Source organism: Rhizobium leguminosarum (assembly GCF_019798305.1).
Taxonomy (GTDB): Bacteria; Pseudomonadota; Alphaproteobacteria; order Rhizobiales; family Rhizobiaceae; genus Rhizobium; species Rhizobium leguminosarum_U.
In genome coordinates, this window is record NZ_JAAXDD010000002.1 from 231,458 (window position 1) to 249,433 (window position 17,976).

16 protein-coding genes and 2 pseudogenes are annotated in these 17,976 nt (G+C 60.2%); 9 read left to right on the top strand and 9 right to left on the bottom strand.

What is annotated here, in order from left to right; genetic code table 11:
- Window positions 1-59: 59 nt before the first annotated feature.
- Window positions 60-764 (top strand): annotated as a pseudogene (locus HFO99_RS04540) (class I SAM-dependent methyltransferase); the annotation flags it as partial.
- A 239-nt stretch (window positions 765-1,003) separates the two neighbouring features.
- On the opposite strand, the gene HFO99_RS04545 reads toward HFO99_RS04540, so the two are convergent.
- The 3 genes and pseudogenes from HFO99_RS04545 to HFO99_RS04555 all read right to left on the bottom strand — a co-directional run bounded on the left by HFO99_RS04545 (window position 1,004) and on the right by HFO99_RS04555 (window position 3,663).
- Window positions 1,004-1,426 carry a TIGR02594 family protein gene (locus tag HFO99_RS04545; protein ID WP_017964829.1) on the bottom strand — a complete coding sequence of 141 codons (423 nt, stop codon included), beginning with the start codon at window positions 1,424-1,426 and terminating at the stop codon, window positions 1,004-1,006.
- A gap of 504 nt (window positions 1,427-1,930) precedes the next feature.
- Window positions 1,931-2,440: pseudogene (locus tag HFO99_RS04550) on the bottom strand (MFS transporter); the annotation flags it as partial.
- A 323-nt stretch (window positions 2,441-2,763) separates the two neighbouring features.
- A complete protein-coding gene (locus HFO99_RS04555; RefSeq protein ID WP_222301204.1) occupies window positions 2,764-3,663 on the bottom strand; it encodes a LysR family transcriptional regulator in 900 nt (299 codons plus the stop codon).
- Window positions 3,664-3,854: 191 nt separating this feature from the next.
- Between HFO99_RS04555 and HFO99_RS04560 the strand changes: the two genes are divergently transcribed.
- The gene (locus HFO99_RS04560) at window positions 3,855-5,171 is read left to right on the top strand and encodes an MFS transporter (protein WP_222359905.1); all 1,317 of its coding nucleotides are present in this window, start codon (window positions 3,855-3,857) and stop codon (window positions 5,169-5,171) included.
- A gap of 115 nt (window positions 5,172-5,286) precedes the next feature.
- Here HFO99_RS04560 and tyrS read toward each other — a convergent pair whose 3' ends face one another.
- Window positions 5,287-6,552 carry a tyrosine--tRNA ligase gene (gene tyrS, locus HFO99_RS04565; protein WP_222359574.1) on the bottom strand — a complete coding sequence of 422 codons (1,266 nt, stop codon included), beginning with the start codon at window positions 6,550-6,552 and terminating at the stop codon, window positions 5,287-5,289.
- 349 nt (window positions 6,553-6,901) lie between these two features.
- Between tyrS and HFO99_RS04570 the strand changes: the two genes are divergently transcribed.
- Complete coding sequence (locus HFO99_RS04570) at window positions 6,902-8,803, top strand: potassium transporter Kup (protein ID WP_222359576.1); 1,902 nt, start codon at window positions 6,902-6,904, stop codon at window positions 8,801-8,803.
- Between the two features lie 84 nt (window positions 8,804-8,887).
- Here HFO99_RS04570 and HFO99_RS04575 read toward each other — a convergent pair whose 3' ends face one another.
- On the bottom strand, window positions 8,888-10,471 hold the full coding sequence (locus HFO99_RS04575) for a Na+/H+ antiporter (protein ID WP_222359578.1): 1,584 nt from the start codon (window positions 10,469-10,471) through the stop codon (window positions 8,888-8,890).
- A 336-nt stretch (window positions 10,472-10,807) separates the two neighbouring features.
- Between HFO99_RS04575 and HFO99_RS04580 the strand changes: the two genes are divergently transcribed.
- The 3 genes from HFO99_RS04580 (at window position 10,808) to HFO99_RS04590 (ending at window position 12,457) form a co-directional block, all read left to right on the top strand.
- Window positions 10,808-11,584, top strand: coding sequence for a protocatechuate 3,4-dioxygenase (locus HFO99_RS04580; RefSeq protein WP_222359580.1), 777 nt, complete (start codon window positions 10,808-10,810; stop codon window positions 11,582-11,584).
- Window positions 11,585-11,742: 158 nt separating this feature from the next.
- Complete coding sequence (locus HFO99_RS04585; protein WP_222359582.1) at window positions 11,743-12,300, top strand: hypothetical protein; 558 nt, start codon at window positions 11,743-11,745, stop codon at window positions 12,298-12,300.
- Between the two features lie 13 nt (window positions 12,301-12,313).
- Complete coding sequence (locus HFO99_RS04590; RefSeq protein WP_222359584.1) at window positions 12,314-12,457, top strand: hypothetical protein; 144 nt, start codon at window positions 12,314-12,316, stop codon at window positions 12,455-12,457.
- Between the two features lie 30 nt (window positions 12,458-12,487).
- On the opposite strand, the gene HFO99_RS04595 is transcribed toward HFO99_RS04590, so the two are convergent.
- The 3 genes from HFO99_RS04595 to HFO99_RS04605 form a co-directional block, all read right to left on the bottom strand.
- Entirely contained in the window at window positions 12,488-13,264 is a 777-nt protein-coding gene (locus tag HFO99_RS04595) for a molybdopterin-binding protein (RefSeq protein WP_222359585.1), read from the bottom strand.
- Window positions 13,261-14,103 carry a cytochrome b/b6 domain-containing protein gene (locus HFO99_RS04600; protein ID WP_222359587.1) on the bottom strand — a complete coding sequence of 281 codons (843 nt, stop codon included), beginning with the start codon at window positions 14,101-14,103 and terminating at the stop codon, window positions 13,261-13,263. The genes HFO99_RS04595 and HFO99_RS04600 overlap by 4 nt, the downstream gene beginning before the upstream one ends.
- A gap of 85 nt (window positions 14,104-14,188) precedes the next feature.
- A complete protein-coding gene (locus HFO99_RS04605) occupies window positions 14,189-14,473 on the bottom strand; it encodes a pentapeptide MXKDX repeat protein (RefSeq protein ID WP_222359589.1) in 285 nt (94 codons plus the stop codon).
- A gap of 233 nt (window positions 14,474-14,706) precedes the next feature.
- Here HFO99_RS04605 and HFO99_RS04610 point away from each other — a divergent pair, with 233 nt between their 5' ends.
- The 3 genes from HFO99_RS04610 (at window position 14,707) to HFO99_RS04620 (ending at window position 16,361) form a co-directional block, all read left to right on the top strand.
- On the top strand, window positions 14,707-15,255 hold the full coding sequence (locus tag HFO99_RS04610; RefSeq protein WP_222249614.1) for a sigma-70 family RNA polymerase sigma factor: 549 nt from the start codon (window positions 14,707-14,709) through the stop codon (window positions 15,253-15,255).
- Window positions 15,252-15,896, top strand: coding sequence for an NrsF family protein (locus tag HFO99_RS04615; protein ID WP_222359591.1), 645 nt, complete (start codon window positions 15,252-15,254; stop codon window positions 15,894-15,896). The genes HFO99_RS04610 and HFO99_RS04615 overlap by 4 nt, the downstream gene beginning before the upstream one ends.
- Before the next feature lie 183 nt (window positions 15,897-16,079).
- On the top strand, window positions 16,080-16,361 hold the full coding sequence (locus HFO99_RS04620) for a nodulation protein (RefSeq protein WP_130785932.1): 282 nt from the start codon (window positions 16,080-16,082) through the stop codon (window positions 16,359-16,361).
- A 66-nt stretch (window positions 16,362-16,427) separates the two neighbouring features.
- Here HFO99_RS04620 and HFO99_RS04625 read toward each other — a convergent pair whose 3' ends face one another.
- A complete protein-coding gene (locus HFO99_RS04625) occupies window positions 16,428-17,921 on the bottom strand; it encodes a right-handed parallel beta-helix repeat-containing protein (RefSeq protein WP_222359593.1) in 1,494 nt (497 codons plus the stop codon).
- Between the last annotated feature and the right edge of the window lie 55 nt (window positions 17,922-17,976).

Below are 17,976 nucleotides of genomic sequence, written 5' to 3' on the forward strand. Positions count from 1 at the left end.
TCCACGTGGCTCAAACTTGCATTACACCGTGCCTGGGAAAAGAGCTATGTCGAGGCGCATATCGCGACGCGCTGAACACGCCGGCCTTTCTTGAGATGCTGCCGCCGGTGGCAGGCCTTGCCGGGCTTGATCTCGGCTGCGGCGAAGGTTCCAACACCCGCGCCGTCGCCCGCCTCGGCGCCCGCATGAGGGGGCTCGACATCGCCCCGACCTTCATTCGCTATGCCCGCGAGACCGAGACGCAAGCGCCGCTCGGCATCAATTACGTGCTCGGCGACGGCCAGAGCATCGATTTCCCGGAAGCGAGCTTCGACTTCGTCACCGCCTTCATGTCGATGATGGACATGGCCGACCAGCGCCAGGTGCTGAAGGGCATCCACCGCGTCCTGAAGCCGGGCGGCTTCCTGCAGTTTTCGATGCTGCATCCCTGTTTCGTGCCGCCGACGCGCCGCAATATTCGCAGTGAGGCCGGCGAGCCTGTCGCGGTTGAGATCGCCGATTATTTAGACGAGCGCGACGGCCGGATTGATCGCTGGATTTTCTCCTCCATACCGCCAGCGGAACGGGCGACGCTGACGCCGTTCGCCATTCCGCGTTTTCACCGGACGCCATCGACCTGGGTGTCGATGATCGTCGAAGCGGGACTGACGATCGAAGCTTTCGGCGAGCCCATGGCGTCAGTCGAGGTGGCGCTCGCCGAGCCAGTGGTTGCCGATACCCGCATCGCGCCGATCTTCCTCCACGTCAGGGCCTGCAGGACCTGAAAGCCCACTTGCCGGCAGCAGCCGTCGAGGTTGGAACGATTTTCAAGAAGCCAAACTTTTTCTGGGAAAGCCCGAAACATCAGCGGCAAAAATTGCATGCCTGTTTACAGAAAATAACCTCCTTAAAAACCTCTCTGTTAACAACAAAACATTGAATTCAATGGTCTTCTTCAGCCAAGAGGTTTTCAAGGAGTGATACTTCGCCTTTTTCGGAAGCGATGCCTGTCCTTAGGCCGGCATCATCGTCGCACCGCGACGACCGAACTGGCGCGGTATCTGGACAGCTGGACCCGGTTGGATTGGTTGCCACCGAAAAGGTAGACGTACTGCCGGCCCGGGTCGATGTGGTCGAACAGGCTCACATGAAAGCGCCTGCCGGTGCGGATCACCACGACATCCCCTCGCCTGGCGGAGCGGACGCCGACCGGTTGGCCGAAACTCCTCCAGGACGCCGCCATGTTGGGGTTGGGCGGCGGCTGTCGCGAAGATCGCTTGGCGACAAAGGCTAGAAATGCGCCGCACCACGATACCCGGCGCGGATTGATGCCGAGGAAGGAGATGGAGCGTTCATGCATGCTTTTGTATCGGGACGCCGTGCCGAGCATGTCCGCCTCACAGGGCACGGCAAGCGCCGTGAGGACGATGACGAGAATAACCTTCATAGTTACCCACCATTGTTTGTATAATGTTGAAGATCCGAAATGTGGCGAAGAATAAAACAGGCGGGGCAACGTAGATGCGAATTATGGCGTGATTTAGAAACAACTAATACTGGCATTTTGGCGGCAGAAATTTGTCCGAAGCGAGGCGCGGAACTCCGTAGGCGAGCTTCACTTTGCGGCAGAAGGCGACGATCGAAAAACCCGCAAACATATGTTTTACAAGCACGAAAGGTGGAATTTCACCATCCGAACCAGTTTCATTCTGCGGAGATCGACGCGCCCGCAAGTGCTTGAACGACAAGACCATTCGTCCAGAGTTGACGGCTGCGCGTGAGCTTGGCTCGTCACCTATACGAGCTATATTTCCGGAGGTCGTTTGTAATACTTCGACCCGACGGGCAATACCTTGCGCTCGCTCCATTCCCCAGCGAGGGCCGGTGGTCGCGCCTGCCGGTTTCGAACATGCACGACCTTGGGATCCCGACGGGCGGCGCAGCGTCTCAACCCTACGGTTGCACTCGACACGAGGACGATGAATCTATGCAGTTCGATGGAGACTGCAGCCTGCCGCATGCCGGCGGCAACAAGGGCGGTGATGCAGAAGCCGAGGCTCCACATGCCGTGAGCCCGGCTCATGATGCGGTACCCAAGCAGCGCCTCATGGCGATCGGTTTCGATATTGGCGTTGATCTCGAATGCTCCGGTAAAAACGCCGGCAATGAAGAACAATGGCACCGCCAGAAGAGCTGATTGCATCCAGGGGATCAGCGCGAAAAACAGCGACGCACCGAAAACGGTGACGAAGGCGGTGGTGCGCGCACCGAGCCTCTCGATGAACCTCACCGAGAAAGTCAACCCGCAGAGAACCCCGGAGGACAGGACGGCGAGCAGAAGGCCAAGCTCCCCTTCGGTCAGGCTGAACTTGAGCTGAAGGTCGGGCAGCCGCGAAACAAACGCCCCCAGGGAAAGGGCCACGGCAAACTGAATGAAGAAAATGCGATGGTGCGGCTTCATCTCGGGGACTCTGCTCCCATTGGGGCGGGATTGAAGCCCAGACATCCGACGGTATAGCTGGACAGTCCGACGAAATGGCGACTGGCGCGGACACCCGCGATCTCAGGATTATCGACCACCGTTGCTGACAGCCTCTGTTAGCATTCGTGCAGCCGCCGGTAATTTCACCGTGGTTGGCAGCCGCTCACAATTGATGTCCGCTTATTGGCGCCATCAGCGATCATCATTCGGCGCTGCCGAGCAGCAATTCTCGCTCCCAGAACAAGATCGCTGATCACATCTGCGGAATGGGAACGAAGCGCTTGCTTTGGCGGGCCACGCACTCAGTTCATTGAGTGGAAGGTCTCAAAAATCAGCGCCCTCAGCCAGCGATGCACGGGATCTGCGTCCATGCGGGGGTGCCACGCCTGCACGATGTTGAAACCCGACACGGGAACGGGCAGGTCAAAGGTTTCGATATGGCTTATCGCGGCGGACTTGCAATATGACTTCGGAATCGAGCCGATCAAATCGGATGCCGCAGCAACTGCTATCACCGCCGGAAAGCTTGGCACGATCAGTCTGACATCACGGACATGGCCCAATTCGGCGAGCGCCCTGTCGATCGGACCGGCAAAATCCGCTTGTGTCGAGAAGAGCACATGGCCCCAGGCAGCATAACGCTCCGCCGTTATCCGATCTGCATCGAAGATCGGGTGCCCTAGCCTTGCGAGACCGACATACCGATCCTCGAAAAGGGTTTGGCAACGCAGTTCCCCGCTGTCTCGCGGGAGGACACCGATGTCCAAATCTATGGCTGCGTCCCTCAAAGCCTGAACATCCTTGTCCGATCTTGGGGCAAAGCGAAGCCTTATCCCCGGCGCAGCGTTCGTCACAGCGGCGCTCAGACCCGCGGCGTAGAGAAGCACGAATGCCTCATTGGCACGGATGGTGAAATGGCGGCGCACCTCCCGGATCTCCACGGTCGACGGCGGACTAAGCACGGCTTGCACAGCTTCTTTCAACAAATGTACCTCGGCGCCAATCGCCAGGGCATGGGGCGTCGCAACCATGCCGCGCCCGGCCGGCACAAGGATCGGATCACCTAGCGCAGTCCTCAACCGTGACAGCGTCCGGCTCATGGCGGACGTGCTGAGACCAAGCCGACGAGCGGCGGCCGATACGCTCTGCTCGCGCAGCAACGCATCCAGTGCCACCAAGAGGTTGAGATCGAGATCAGACATGGCTGAATTCTATTTCAGGTATGGCGCAATACGCAACGGTCAATTGATTTCGTTGCGTCTGGCGCGGGCAATCAGCAAAGCCTAAGTAGTCGACCATCCACCAACCACGAGGAGTTCTCATGTCCCTCACCTACGCCACACCAGTTTCTCAAGATGGCCTGACGTCGCCTCGACGGTACCTGGCCATTGCCATGCTGCTTCTTACGCTTGTTCTTGTCGTTTTAGACGGAGCCATTGCCAATGTCGCTCTACCTTCGATCGCGGTCTCGCTGCACGCGGAGGCGGGTGGCACCGTATGGGTCGTCTCGGCCTATCAGCTGGCCGTGCTCGTCGCGATTCTTCCATGTGGTGCGCTGGGTGAAATCTACGGCGCGCGGCGGGTCTTCCTGATCGGCGTCGCGCTGTTCACCGCGGCTTCCGCGGCCTGCGCCTTTGCGGGCGACCTTCCCTTACTGATCCTTGCTCGTTTCGCGCAGGGCTTGGGAGGTGGCGCGATCATGGCGCTTGCCATGATGAACCTGCGCTCGGCCGTGCCGCAGCACATGCTCGGTCCGATCATCGGCATCAATGCCATGGTCATCGCCATTTCTTCCGCTGCCGGCCCCGGCATTGCCGGCGCCATTCTTTCTGTCACCACCTGGCCCTGGCTGTTTGCAGTCAATATACCACTCGGCGCCATCGTTCTGCTCGGCGGCGGTCAGCTCGGGCAAATTCAGGCCGCGAAGCGAAAGCTGAACGCGAAGGCGATGCTGGCCAACACGCTGATGTTCATCCTATTCTTCTGCGGCGCCGACCGGATAGCGATCGCGCCGATAAGCGGTGCCGTCCTCATTACCGCCTCGCTAGCCTGCCTTTTCGTCCTGCTGCGCCTTGAACGGGACAGTGACGCACCAATCGTTCCCACGGACCTGCTGGCGGAACCGGCATTCCGCGTGGCGGTCATCGCCTCGGTATCCTGCTTCTGCGGCCAGATGCTGAGCTACATCGCGCTGCCCTTTTACCTTCAACACACGCTGCACATGACGCCTGTTCTGGCCGGTCTATACATGATGCCCTGGCCTGCGGCGACCGCGATCATCGCGCCCATTTCCGGACGTTTGGCAAACCGCGTCAAGACGGCATGGCTTTGCGCGATCGGCGGCGCGCTGCTCGCCTTGGGCCTCCTGATGGTCGGAATCACCCCGCCCGACCCGAGAGGTATCGCGTTTCTCGTCGGCACTGTGATCGCCGGCGTCGGTTTCGGACTGTTCCAAACGCCGAACAACCGAATTCTCCTTCTGTCGGCGCCGAAAGCCAGAAGCGGCGCCGCCGGCGCCATGCAAGGCACCGCGCGGCTTCTCGGCCAAACCCTGGGTGGGATCTGCATGTCGATCATCTTCGCAACATTGCCGTTGTCGAGCGCGCTCGAATTTGCGATCGTCGCTGCAGGCGGCTGCGCGGCAATAGCGAGCCTGGTCAGCCTGAGCCGGGCTCGCTACGAAGTGGCAAGACAGCCTGGGGCGACTTGAACAGGCGCTTCGTGGTCGTCCGGTGAAAGAGGGCGCTGCCGCACCCTCTGCCACACCAAACTTGTATCAATGGGGAGCGCGGCAGGTGTTCGAATTCCCCAATGAACAGACCACGCTAAACCGGCTGAAGGAGGACGTGTCGCTTCTTGCCGACCGAGAGCCGGATCACTCCGTCCTGGACGTCGGTGTCGCCAAGCCGCATTGTCTCGTCGTTCACGTTGCCGCCGTTCACCCGCACACCGCCGCCGACGATCAATCGACGTGCTTCGCTTTTCGACTTGGCGAGCCCGGCAACGACCATAGCGTCGACCAACGGAAAATCACCGCCAAGGCTATCCGGGAGATTGATCGTCGGAAGACCCGTCGGCACCTCGCCTGCTTCGAAAGTGCGCCGGGAAGTTTCGGAAGCTTGCGCTGCCGCATCTGCCCCATGACACAGGCTCGTGATTTGGTCGGCAAGGATCTTTTTCGCTTCGTTGATCTCGGAATCCCGGAGCACTTCGAGGCGTGCAATTTCACTTAAGGGCAATTCGGTGAACAGCCTAAGAAAACGACCCACGTCGGCATCCCCCGCATTTCTCCAGAATTGCCAGAACTCATAAGGCGACAAGCGATCGGCGTTCAGCCAAACCGCGCCCGAAACGCTCTTGCCCATCTTCGCACCCGACGACGTCGTCAGCAGCGGGGCAGTCAATCCAAACAGCGCTCGCCCGCCAATCCGCCGTCCAAATTCGACGCCGCTGACGATATTGCCCCACTGGTCGGAGCCACCCAGTTGAAGCAGGCAGCCGCGGCTCTCTGCGAGAACATGGAAGTCGTAAGCCTGCATGACCATGTAGTTGAATTCCAGCAATGACAGCGATTGGTCTCGTTCCAACCGTTGGCGCACGCTCTCCGCTGTGAGCATCCGGTTGACTGAAAAATGCGGCCCGGTATCGCGCAGGAAATCGAGATAATTGAGCCCGCCCAACCAGTCGGCATTATTGACCATGACAGCATCGGTCGGGCCGTCCCCGAAAGCGAGGAAGCGCTCGAAGACCTTCCGGATGCCGATCAAGTTTTTCATGATCTCCTCTTGGCTGAGAAAAGGACGCGACGTGTCGCGGAAACTCGGATCGCCCAAGCGGCTTGTCGCACCGCCGAGCAAAGCGATGGGTTTGTTACCGGTCTTCTGGAACCACCGCAGCATCATGATCGGAATGAGATGGCCGACATGCAAGCTGTCGGCGGTGAGATCAAAGCCGTTATAGGCCGTGCCGGCTCCTGAACAAAGCCAGCTGTCGAGCGCTTCCAAGTCGGTGCATTGATGCAGGAAGCCGCGCTCGCTCAGAATACGAAGAAAGTCGGATCTGGGTCCGGTGGGCTGAGAGGACAGTGTCACGAGGGTCTCCATTTGAGCCGATGAGGCCGGAGACCTTCTGTTGACACACGTGCCGCCGACCGTACGGCGTCTCGAGTGTCAGGAATATGACCTTGCGCCGCTCTATGGGAGCAGCGTGTAATAGAAGCTCGAAAGGTTCAGGACGCAGGTCATGCATCCTTATTACCATGCAACAGCGCGATCACAAGGGGATGTGAATTGACGACGTTGAACGGATCACAAGGCCACCCTCCCCATCCCGCATCCGCCTCCGCTCCACATAAAAAATTCGCACCCGCATCAATTTGCTTGCCGTTCTGCAATGCGGCATATGTTTGTGCTCATAGGCAAATGGCATGAGCGGGGAAGCATGACGTCGACGCATATGGATAAGACGGGAGATGGCGCCGGCCGGAAGGGCTTTGTCGGATTGGTCATCGGCGCGGTCGGCGTCGTCTATGGCGATATCGGCACCAGCCCGCTCTATGCCTTCCGCGAGGCGCTGAGGCCCTTTGCCGCCGATGGCATACACGAAACCGAGGTCATCGGTCTCATTTCGCTGATGGTCTGGACGCTGACCATCATCGTGACCTTCAAATATGTGCTCTTCCTTCTCAGGGCGGACAATGACGGCGAAGGCGGCGCGCTGTCGCTCCTCGCCCTCCTGATGAAGAAGATGGGGCGAAACGTGCCGGTGCTCTTCTTCGCCGGCCTGATCGGCGCCGCCCTCTTCATCGGCGATGCGATGATCACGCCTGCCTTGTCGGTCATGTCGGCGCTCGAAGGCCTGAAATTGATCACGCCCGCCTTTGCCGAATACGTCCCGCTTGCGTCGGCGGCGATCATGATCGTTCTCTTTGCCGTCCAGTCGAGGGGAACGGCCGCCGTTTCCAAGCTTTTCGGGCCGATCACGGTGTTGTGGTTTCTGGCCATGGCGGCGGGCGGCCTGATCCATATCGGCGACGATTGGGGGATCCTGGCGGCACTCAATCCGGCCAACGCATTCCTGTTCCTCACCCATGCCGGCAGCGTCGGCCTCATCGTGCTTGGCGCCGTTTTTCTGACGGTGACGGGTGCCGAGGCGCTCTACGCCGATCTCGGGCATTTCGGACGCCGCCCAATCCAGATGGCGTGGTTCGTGCTCGTCTTTCCCGCATTGTTGCTGAACTACCTCGGGCAAGGCGCGCTGGTTCTCGCCCATCCCGAAACGGCCGGCAACCCGTTCTTTCTGATGTATCCCGACTGGGCCTTGCCGCCGATGGTCCTCCTGGCGACGATGGCAACGATCATCGCCAGCCAGGCGGTGATAACAGGCGCATTTTCGCTGTCCCGCTCGGCGGTTCACCTCGGCTTCCTGCCGAGGCTCAGGATCAAGTTCACGTCGGAGACCAACACCGGCCAGATCTACGTGCCGGCCGTCAATCTTCTCTTGCTGGTCGGCGTGCTGATGCTGATCTTTTCCTTCGGCGACTCCGAGTCGCTGGCGACGGCCTATGGCATTTCCGTGACGGGAACCATGGTCATCTCGACGATGCTGGTCTTCCAGTTCCTTCGGGTCGTCTGGGGCTACTCCCTCGTGCACGCCGCCGCCTGGCTGCTGCCGCTCTTCACCATCGAAGTCATGTTCCTGGCGGCCAATCTCTTGAAGATCTACGATGGCGGCTGGGTTCCGGTCGCCCTTGCGCTGGCGATCATGATCCTGATGTGGACATGGACCCGAGGCCAGGCCTATCTGAAGAGACTGCGGGCCAACAACGAGATCCCGCTCGATTCCTTCATCAGGTCGATCGAGCGAAAGTCGGACCATTCCCCCGTCACCGTTCCTGGAACGGCAGTCTTCCTGACCAGCGTTCCGGACCGGACGCCGAACGTGCTGCTCCACAATCTCAAGCACAACCACGTGCTCCACGAACAGAATGTTATCCTGACCGTCTGGACCGAGGACGAACCCTATGTTTCCGACAGCCGCCGCATCAAGATCAGCCAGCTCTCACCGCGCTTCGTGCGCCTCGACATCACCTTTGGCTTCATGGACGACCCCGATGTCACCAGGGCATTGGCTCTCTGCCGCGAGGGCGGCTTCAAGTTCGAGATCATGAGGACCTCCTTCTATCTCGGCCGCCGGAACCTCGTCAGGACGCCGAACACCGGGCTGCCCGGCTGGCAAGAGCGCATATTCATGGCGCTGGAAGGCTTGGCGATCGATCCCTCCGACTATTTCAACCTGCCGTCCAACCGCGTCGTCGAACTCGGCGAACAGATCGCAATATAGCGCAGGACCTTCAGGCCGTGGCTTACATCAGCCTCGATATCGCAATGCGTTGAAGATGATGTCAAAGGCGCGAGGCGCTGAACCTCATGCCTTGGCCGAGATCGCGCTCAGCTCCTCGAGATCGAGATCCCGTTCCAGCTCCAGCAGTGTCTCGTCGTCGATCTCGCCGGCGCGATGGAGGCGTATGAGTTCCCGACGCCCGATGGCAACCGCTTCGAGAATGACGTCGAAATGCGCATGGAGCACCGGTATGTATTGCTCGGTTTTCTCGGCGTAGTCGATGATCGACGTGGCGCGGCGCTGGTAGCGCTCCAGCAATTGCGGGTGGATGAGTTTTCCTTCCACGTCATAGGCCAGGCTCTGGACGATGCCGAACTGCGCCTGCGCCATGGCGGCTTCGGCCTGGCTCATCGTCAGGCGCGCATGTTCCGACTCCGGCTCCACCAGCCGCGCCCAGGCAATCACCCGCCCCAATGTCGTGCCCTGAATGAGCACCGTCCCGAGAATGACCGCGAAGGAGGTAGCGAGGATGAAGTCGCGGCCCGGGAACCCCTCGGGCAAGCTCAGCGCCAAAGCGAGCGTCACCACGCCGCGCACGCCCGCCCAACTGAGCACGGCAGCGCCACCGACGCCGAGCGGTTGGGCCTGTGCGAAGCCCTGGGAAGCACAGACCCTGACGACGAAATCCCAGGCAAAGACCCAGGCAAAACGCGCCAGAACGAGTGCGACGAGGATCGCCAGCATCGGTAGCCCCATCGTCGCGATTACGGTGGTAAAGCCGCCGCCGCGTTCGACGACATCGCGGAGCGACAGCCCGATCAGGATGAAAACCGCCGCTTCCATCAGGAAGATCATCACCGTCCAGAAAGAAGTGCCGCGCACGCGCATTGCGGCTGACAGCACGGTGTGCTGGTGCCAGCTCATGATAAGACCCGCGGTCACGGTGGCGATGACGCCGGAAACATGCAACTGCTCTCCGGCGAGATAGGCAATCCAGCAAAGCAGCACCGAGGCCGCGATGACGAGATATTCGTCGTCGAGGCGCCGGACGAGCTTGAACCACGCCGTTCCCACCACGATGCCGATGACGGCGCCGCCGAGCGCCAGCACGAGGAAACTGCCGCCCGCCTCCGCCGCGCTGAAGGCGCCCGTTACGGCAGCGGCAACGGCAAAACGGAAGAGCACCAGGCCGCTCGCATCGTTGAGCAGGCTCTCGCCTTCCAGCAGAATCTGAAGCCGCCGCGGCAGCCTGACGCGCTGCAGCACGGCACGCGCTGCAACCGCATCCGGCGGCGCAATGATCGCGCCGAGTGCGGCGCAAGCTGCCCAGGGAATCGATGGAAAGATGAGATGGGCGACGACGGCGACGACCGCGCAGGTGAAGAACACCGCGCCGACGGCAAGCGAGGCGATGCCGATCACGTGCCGGCGCAACCGCGCCACCGCAATGGACCAGGCGCCGTCCATCAACAGCGGCGGCAGGAAGATGACGAGCACCAGTTCCGGATCGACTGATATCGCCGGCAACCCCGGTACAAAGGCCAGCAAGGCGCCCCCGGTCAGCAGCGCGACGGACGGCGGCAGTCCGAGCCGGTGGGCGGCATAGTGCAGCGCAATGATCGCCAGAAACATCGCGATGACGAGCTCGAATAAGTGGGTTGGTTCCATGTGCCTCTGCCCCGGATCAGCAACGAATTTCGGATACCTTCTGCATAATTCAAATCTGGAGTCGTTTCAAAGAATGTACAACAATTCAAAGCGTTACCCTGCATTTTTGCGACGAACCCCAGTGGATAGCTTAGAGCAACCCATCCGTGTGCTAGCATCGGCAGAATACGCTTTCTCGTCAATGCGCGGGACAGAATCGCCGCCTCTGGACAGCAGCCTACTGTCTCGGCAGACATCTGACGCCGATGATCGCGTTGCCATCGATCATTGCCTGGATTTAATTGGAGTTTCCCGCGCATCCTCCTTAAATCCTGCCTCTTCAGGAAAGGAAAATAGGTGAAAAGGCGAACCCTTGTGCTTGGAGGTACGGCTATTGTCGCATCATTCGTGGCTGCGGCGGCAATCTGGCCACGGCGGCCTATCACTGTTGCCGCCAGGACATTCGACTGGAGGGGAACCGATTTCGTAAGCGGCGGCACAAAGTCGATCGCCCTGGAAAAGCTGCCCGAGCCGCTCTTCCGCAGCCGTCCGAACTGCATCGTCACCGTCGCCCAGACCCTTGGCCCTTGCCATGTCAACAATATTCCCACCCGTCAGGACGTCTCGGAAGGAAAGACCGGGCTGCCTTTGCGGCTCGCGGTTCGTATTGTCCATGCCGCCGATTGCCGGCCGATCGAAAATGCCGATATCGAAATCTGGCATACCGATCACCGCGGCATCTATTCCGGCCGCGAGGCTGCGGAGATGTGTACGCTTGGCGATGCCGAGGCGATTAGCGGGCTCGCCTTTCGCGGCCGCCAGCTGACGGATGGAAACGGGCAGGCAAGCTTCCTGACGGCCTATCCCGGATGGTACCAGGGCCGTACGCCGCACGTTCATTGCCGCATCCCTGTCGACGGCAAGGAGCTTCTCGTAAGCCAGATCTATTTCGACGATGCGCTGAGCGACATCATTTATGGCGAGCATCCTGACTATCTCGGGCGCCCTGCCCGCGATACGCGCAATGACGAGGACGGCATCATGCCCGAAGACGCCGCCGATCACATCTTCGATTTCGAAAAGCTCGATGGCGGCGTGCTGTCCGCCAGCATCACGATCGGTCTCTCTGCCTGAGCGCAGGTAACGTGGGGAATGCATGGCCGGAGCTGTAGATCGCCATCCGCGAAGGCCCGTATTGCAACTTCGCTAAGACAAGATACAAAATCTTCGAGTCAATCGGGGTGTCGATGCTTCCCGGTTCAGACCAGGGTATTGAGCGATGGAGGATGAGGATGCGAGGCTTTGGGATTGTTGCGCTCTTCAATCTCGGAGCCATGCTGGCAGCCGGGCCGACCAGTGCCTGTATTGATATTGCCCCCATGGACCTACACGATGTTTCATATGCAGACGTCGTGGTCGTTGGTCGCGTGACGAAATACACGTTGGTTCTCGACCCCGAGGCGAGGAAACGACATCAGGAATTCCTCGCCCACAGTAGTGGCAAAGTCCGGGAACTTCTCGGGAAGGCGAACAGTTTTATGACTGACTATGCGCGCTTGGAGATCGTGGTCGAGGAAGTTCTGCGTGGCACGGCGCCTCATACCCTCACCGTGACTTGGGATAACACCGCATTCAGCGAGGCTATGCCGCCTACCTCCTACCTTATAGCCTTGCGCAGTTCAGGCTCACCGCTACCGCCACTTCGAGGTCCCACCGCCACTATTCTTCCGGACCCCGATCCGGCTTCCCTGTCTGTCCTGCGGGCGCCGTGTTCCGCTGCGTTCTTTTTCGAAAGCACCAGCGGCGAGGCAGATATTGTTCGGCAAATATTGAACTCAGGGTCCAAATGAATCTTTTGAGGCGATGACGACCTTGCTGGAACCCGGGATCGCCCTAGGTGGCGCCAACGTCAACGCCGCCGTCGTGCGCCGGCTGCCGCCCGCCTGCACCTCGGCGGCCATTTCGAGCACTGGCGGTGCGAGGCAGACGCTTTCGCTCTCGACCTGATAGAACTGGGACGGGCACTATGACCGCCGCCTATATGCCCGCATACCATTCATAACCGCGATCCTCCCAGAAGCCGCCATTGCCGCCGTAGAGCTGGCCGAGATCGGCGACGGCTTCGATGCCGGCCAGGTATTTTGCCTGCTTGTAGCCGAGCTGGCGCTCGACCCGTAGCCTGAGCGGCGCGCCGTGGGCGACTTCGAGATCGCGGCCGTTCATGGTGTGGGCAAGGATCGTCTGAGGGTGGAACGCATCGACAAGATCGATGCTTTCGTAATACCAGCCGCTGCCGTCGAGCGTCTTTTCGTATTCGTCGGCGCAGTGGAAGACGATGTAGCGGGCTTCGGGTTTGAGACCCGCCGCTTGCAGCAGCGCACTGAGCGGCACGCCGGTCCACTTGCCGATCGCGCTCCAGCCCTCGACGCAGTCATGCCTGGTAATCTGCGTGCGGGCCGGCAGGGCTTTCAGATCCGCCAGCGACAGCTGCATCGGCCTGTCGACCAGCCCGCCGACCTCGAGCTTCCAGCTCGAAAACCGCTGGTTCATCCAGTCGATATAGCGTGCATTGTCGGGCATGCTCGTGCCGTTGGCGCGGAAGGTCGGCGAGATATCGGCTTCGGTGAACTCCCGGGCGAGCGCGTCGTCGCCGAGCAGGAAGCGCTGCGTCTTCATGCTGAAGCCTTCGGCGATCTTCAGCACCGATTTCGTCCGATCGCTTTCAACGAGCGCGTCGCAGCCGGCAAGCCCCAGCGCCGATGCTGTCATGGTCGCGCCGATCAGGAAGCGACGCCTGGTAATGATACGGCTCATGACTTTCCTCCCTGCCCGATGTCGTAATAACCGGTGACCATTGAGCGCAGATTGTTGAACACGCCCGAGACCAGTACCATCGCCACATGCACGGCGACGAAGGCGACCAGCGAGAAGGCGGTCAGGAAATGCAGCGTGCGGGCCGATTGTCGGCCGCCGAACAGATCGAGCAGCCATGGGGCGACCGCATTGAAGCCCGGCGACATGGTAAGTCCCGTCCCGATCATCAGCGGCAGCAGCAGGAAGATCACGGCGACATAGGCGAGTTTCTGCAGCGTATTGTAGTGGCGGGCCTCGGCCCCCTTGGGAAAGCGCAGCCGGGCGTGACTGACGATCTCGTGACCGAGATGCGACGGCTTCAGCTCTTCGGCCGCCGGCAGCAGATCGCGGCGGAAATGCCGGCTGACGAAACCATAGATGAGATAAATGAAGCCGTTGATGACGAACAGCCAGGCAAAGAAGAAATGCAAGCGCCGGCCCGATGCCAGATCCTGATAGCTCGGCAAGGTCAGCCAGTTCGGAAAACCCCGCACTGCAGCCTCGCCGTCGACATTCGAAACCCCGAGAACGCCCGTCGTGTCGAAACTCAATCCGCCGATGCGCGTCACGCCCTTCAGCGCATCACCTTCCTGTTCCGCCTCCATCGAAATGAAGGACGGATCGTCGTTGGCGCCATACTGGCCCCAATAGAGCGCCGGATGTGCGTTGAATATCTGCAGGCCGCTGTACAACAGCACCGTCATGCACAGCACGTTTACCCAGTGCGACAGACGCACCAGTAAGCCATGGCGGTAGAAGAGCGTTCGCCCACTCGCCATGCCGGCATCGGTCGTGGCCATCGTAGTTCCTCCGGATCGACATGAAAGGTCTTCGCGAGAAAAGACGCGGCCGCCGACGATAAAGTTTCAGCGGCCGCGGCTAAACTTACTTCATCGCGTCGCAGGCCTTCATCATCGTGTCCTTCTTCATCGTGTCCTTCTCCATGCCGGCATTGTGCATGCAGTCGGCCTTGGTGCTGCCGGTCGCCATTGCGTCCTTCGACATTGCGTCCTTCGACATTGCATCCTTGGACATGGCGTCCTTCGACATCGCGTCGGTCTTCATGCTGTCGTTCTTCATGGCATCGCTGCTCTGGGCGCTGGCGGCGCCGGCAAGCGACAGACTGATGACGAAGCTGCAGGCGGCAAGGCTGGAAAGGATCTTGGTCATGAGGGTCTCCTCGGATCGATTGATATGCCCGCCGGCACCCGCCGACGGCTCACAGACCTGAATTCGATCTCCTTGCGAAGACGGTTACAGCCTCACGCTTATGTGATAGCGCTACAGCGCCGCGCGTCTTTTGGAGACGCGCAAAGGACGCTGTACACTTTGAATTGCCGCCGGAACATTTTTGAACCGCGTGTAACCAAAGCTTCATCCACCCGAATGATATTGCAGACGACATGACGAGCACCCATTCGGAACAAGCACTGAAGATGCTGATGCTTCTTTCTCTCGATGGGGACGAGGCAGCCTATCGACGTCTGCTCGTGACGTTGCGGACGCTGCTCGTCGGTTATTACGGCGGGCGGATCGGCACGACCGCGAAATCCGACACGGAGGATCTCGTGCAGGAGACGTTGCTGGCGCTGCATTCGCGCCGGGCGACATATGACAGGGAGCGGCCGTTCACCGCGTGGTTCTTCTCGATTGCCCGCTACAAGCTGATCGACCACCACCGAAAGCATGGCGGCCGGTACAAGGCGGAAATGGAGCTGGACGAGGAGATCGAAGACGACTTCAGGGAGGATGCGATTGCAGCGCGCATGGATGTCGAACGGCTGTTGAACGGCCTGCCGCAGCACCAGCAGGAGCTGATCCGGCAGATCAAGCTCGAGGGGCAGTCGGTGGCCGATACGGCAAGCCGCACCGGACAGTCGGAATCGGCGGTCAAGGTCGGCGTTCACAGGGGCATCAAGGCGCTGGCGGCAAGATTGCGAGGTGGAATGTGAGAGAGACTGAGGATGTGATCGACAGCCTTGTCCGGGATCTGAAGCCGGTGCCGAGACATGCGCTCGAACGGCGCTTCGCGCTCGCCATCCTGCCGGCCTTAGCAGTCTCGCTGCTGCTGATGCTTATGGTCGTCGGCCTTCGCACCGATATGGCGCAGGCTCTGATGCTGCCGGTCTTCTGGATCAAGTCCGCTTACAATGCCCTGCTCGCAATTGCCGCCTTCGCAGCCGTTTACCGCCTGTCCCGGCCGGATGGCTCGGAAGGCCGCTTTTTCGGAATTGCCACGGCCATCATACTCACTCTCGCCGTCATGGCGGTCATCCAGCTCGCTTTATCCCCGGCCGCAAGTTACCCCGTGCTGGTGCTCGGCTCCTCCGCCCTGCATTGCCCGCTGCTGATCTTTGCCTTTGCCATGCCGGTCCTAATTGCAAATACCTGGGTTCTCCGTGGCGGGGCGCCGAGCAACCTCGGCATCACAGGCTTCATCGCCGGCATTGCCGCCGGCGCATCCGGCGCCTGGGTCTATTCCTGGTTCTGCACGGAAAACGGCCTGCCCTTCGTCACCCTCTGGTATTCGCTCGGCATCCTCTGGACCGGTGCAATCGGCGCCCTCCTCGGGCCTCGCCTCCTGCGCTGGTAGCACCGGCTGTCGGATTGCTGTGCCGATTGTCCCGCGATGCCGAGCTCGGTCGAAGACGCGCAGCACTGAGACGCTAATCCTTCATCCGGCATGAAACCAGATGCAACATTCCTGCGTACTACTCAGGGGATGGGTGTTGCGTACCCCCTGAATGGGAAAACACAGGCAGCGAGGAATGACGGTATGGTCAGGAAAGAAGGCGTAGCCCATATCACCCGACAAGCCGCGGAACAGGGGCTGGCCAGGCTGATGATGAGGCTGCCTGCGACGCGGGCAACGATCAGAACAGCCGCGGCGAGCCAGCCCCATTTTTACGAATTATGCGGCGCCTACGGCGAAGCCTGCGCCGTCCTCGATCGCATGCGCCGGGATAGATCGGCCGATCCCGCAATTATCACCGAATACGAGATCATCTGCGCGGAAATCGAAGTCGACGTCATCAGGATCCTGCTCGGCGATCAATGAGACTTCGCAAGTGCCGGGCGGACTGCCGCGGCGATGATGCAACGCCATTTGCTGCCGGCATCCCTATCAGCTCGGCAAGTCATTCACATGGATGGAGACGCTCAAAGTATCCGTGTCAAAATGCAGCGAAGTCCCATCGGAGATCTTGTAGTGGAAGGTGTCGCTCACGTCTCCGCTGAGCCCGGCGAGTTTCGCCGCATCGGCCGTATAGGTGTAATCGCCGTCACTGTCGATATGGATGGTGCCGTATCGGCCGGTCAGCGTCACGCCGTCCTTGTCGACGAATTCGCCCTCGAAGCGGCGAAGCAGTAGGGTGCCATTGGCAGAGCTGTCGTTTTCGAGGAGATTGCCGTAATGGGCGGCGTCCAGATCGGAGGCGATTTTCAGACTGTCATGGTTTGCGACAAGCGCAGGCGCCGTGTCCGTGTGCGTCACATCGCCGACCGCGAGACTATCGCTGCTCGCAAGCATCGTCGCCTGGGCCTCGTCGAGCGTCGTATTGTTGCTGACGGGAAAGGTGTTCGCGGCGATGATGGTGGGGGAGATGCTGTAGGGCGTGACATCGCTGGCGATGACATTGTCGTGGAACGAGCCAGATGCCGGCCTGTCGACCTTCAGCGCCGCTGAGGACAGGTCATCGAAAACGTTGCCGTAGATATTGATATCTTCGCGAACGTAACTGGTCGTGCCGGCGGCACTGATCGCCACGCCCCATACGCCGTCATGGATGTAATTGCCCGAGATATCGTAGTCCCGCGTGTCGCCCTGGTCCCCGAGACCGATGGCATAGGACCAGCTGTAGCCGCCATAACCTGAAATATCGTTGTCGTGGATAGCGACGTTGGTTCCGGCTTGTGCGCCGATCCCGAAGCCGCCACCGATAATCGCGTTGTCCTCGACCAGGACATTGACAGGCCGAACGAGCGCGATGACGCCTTTCGGCGTCGCTGCACCCGTCTGGTCGAGGTAATTGCCGCTGATCACGATGTTGCTGCTATCGTTCATCTGCACGGCATCTGCGGCGGTGCCGTGGGCGTTGGTGACGGTGTTGTTGAGAAAATTGACGCCGTTGATCTTCTCGATCCAGACGCCGTCGCCGTTCACGTCGTTGATCGTGCTGTTTTCGATGGTGATGTTCGAACCGGTCCTGAACGTGACGGAACCTGACTTGCCCGCCAAACCGGTATGATCGACCTCGACGTTGCGCACGGTCCAGTTCGAAACATAGCCGCCATAGATGGCCGCGCCGCCGGTATCCGAGATCTTGATGTTCTCGATGACGATATTCGATGCATAAAGGCTGTGAATACCATCGCCGGGGCTATGAATGACCGGTGCATCGCCGACCCCGTAGCTGCCGATGGTGATCGGGGCACTCACTGTGCCGGAATATTTCAGATCGAGCTGGTCGTTGAACACGCTTCCGGCGGCGAGCAGCACGCTGTCGCCTGGCTGCAGCTTCAAGTTTTCCACCGCCCAGAACGACGAAAACGGCGTATCCTCGCTCATTCCGCTGTTGCCGTTGGAGCCTATCGCCGGATTCACATAATAGATTGTCATATCGCCTTATTCTCGAATTGCCGCGCAGCCGTCTGGATCGGCTGCGACGCGTGGA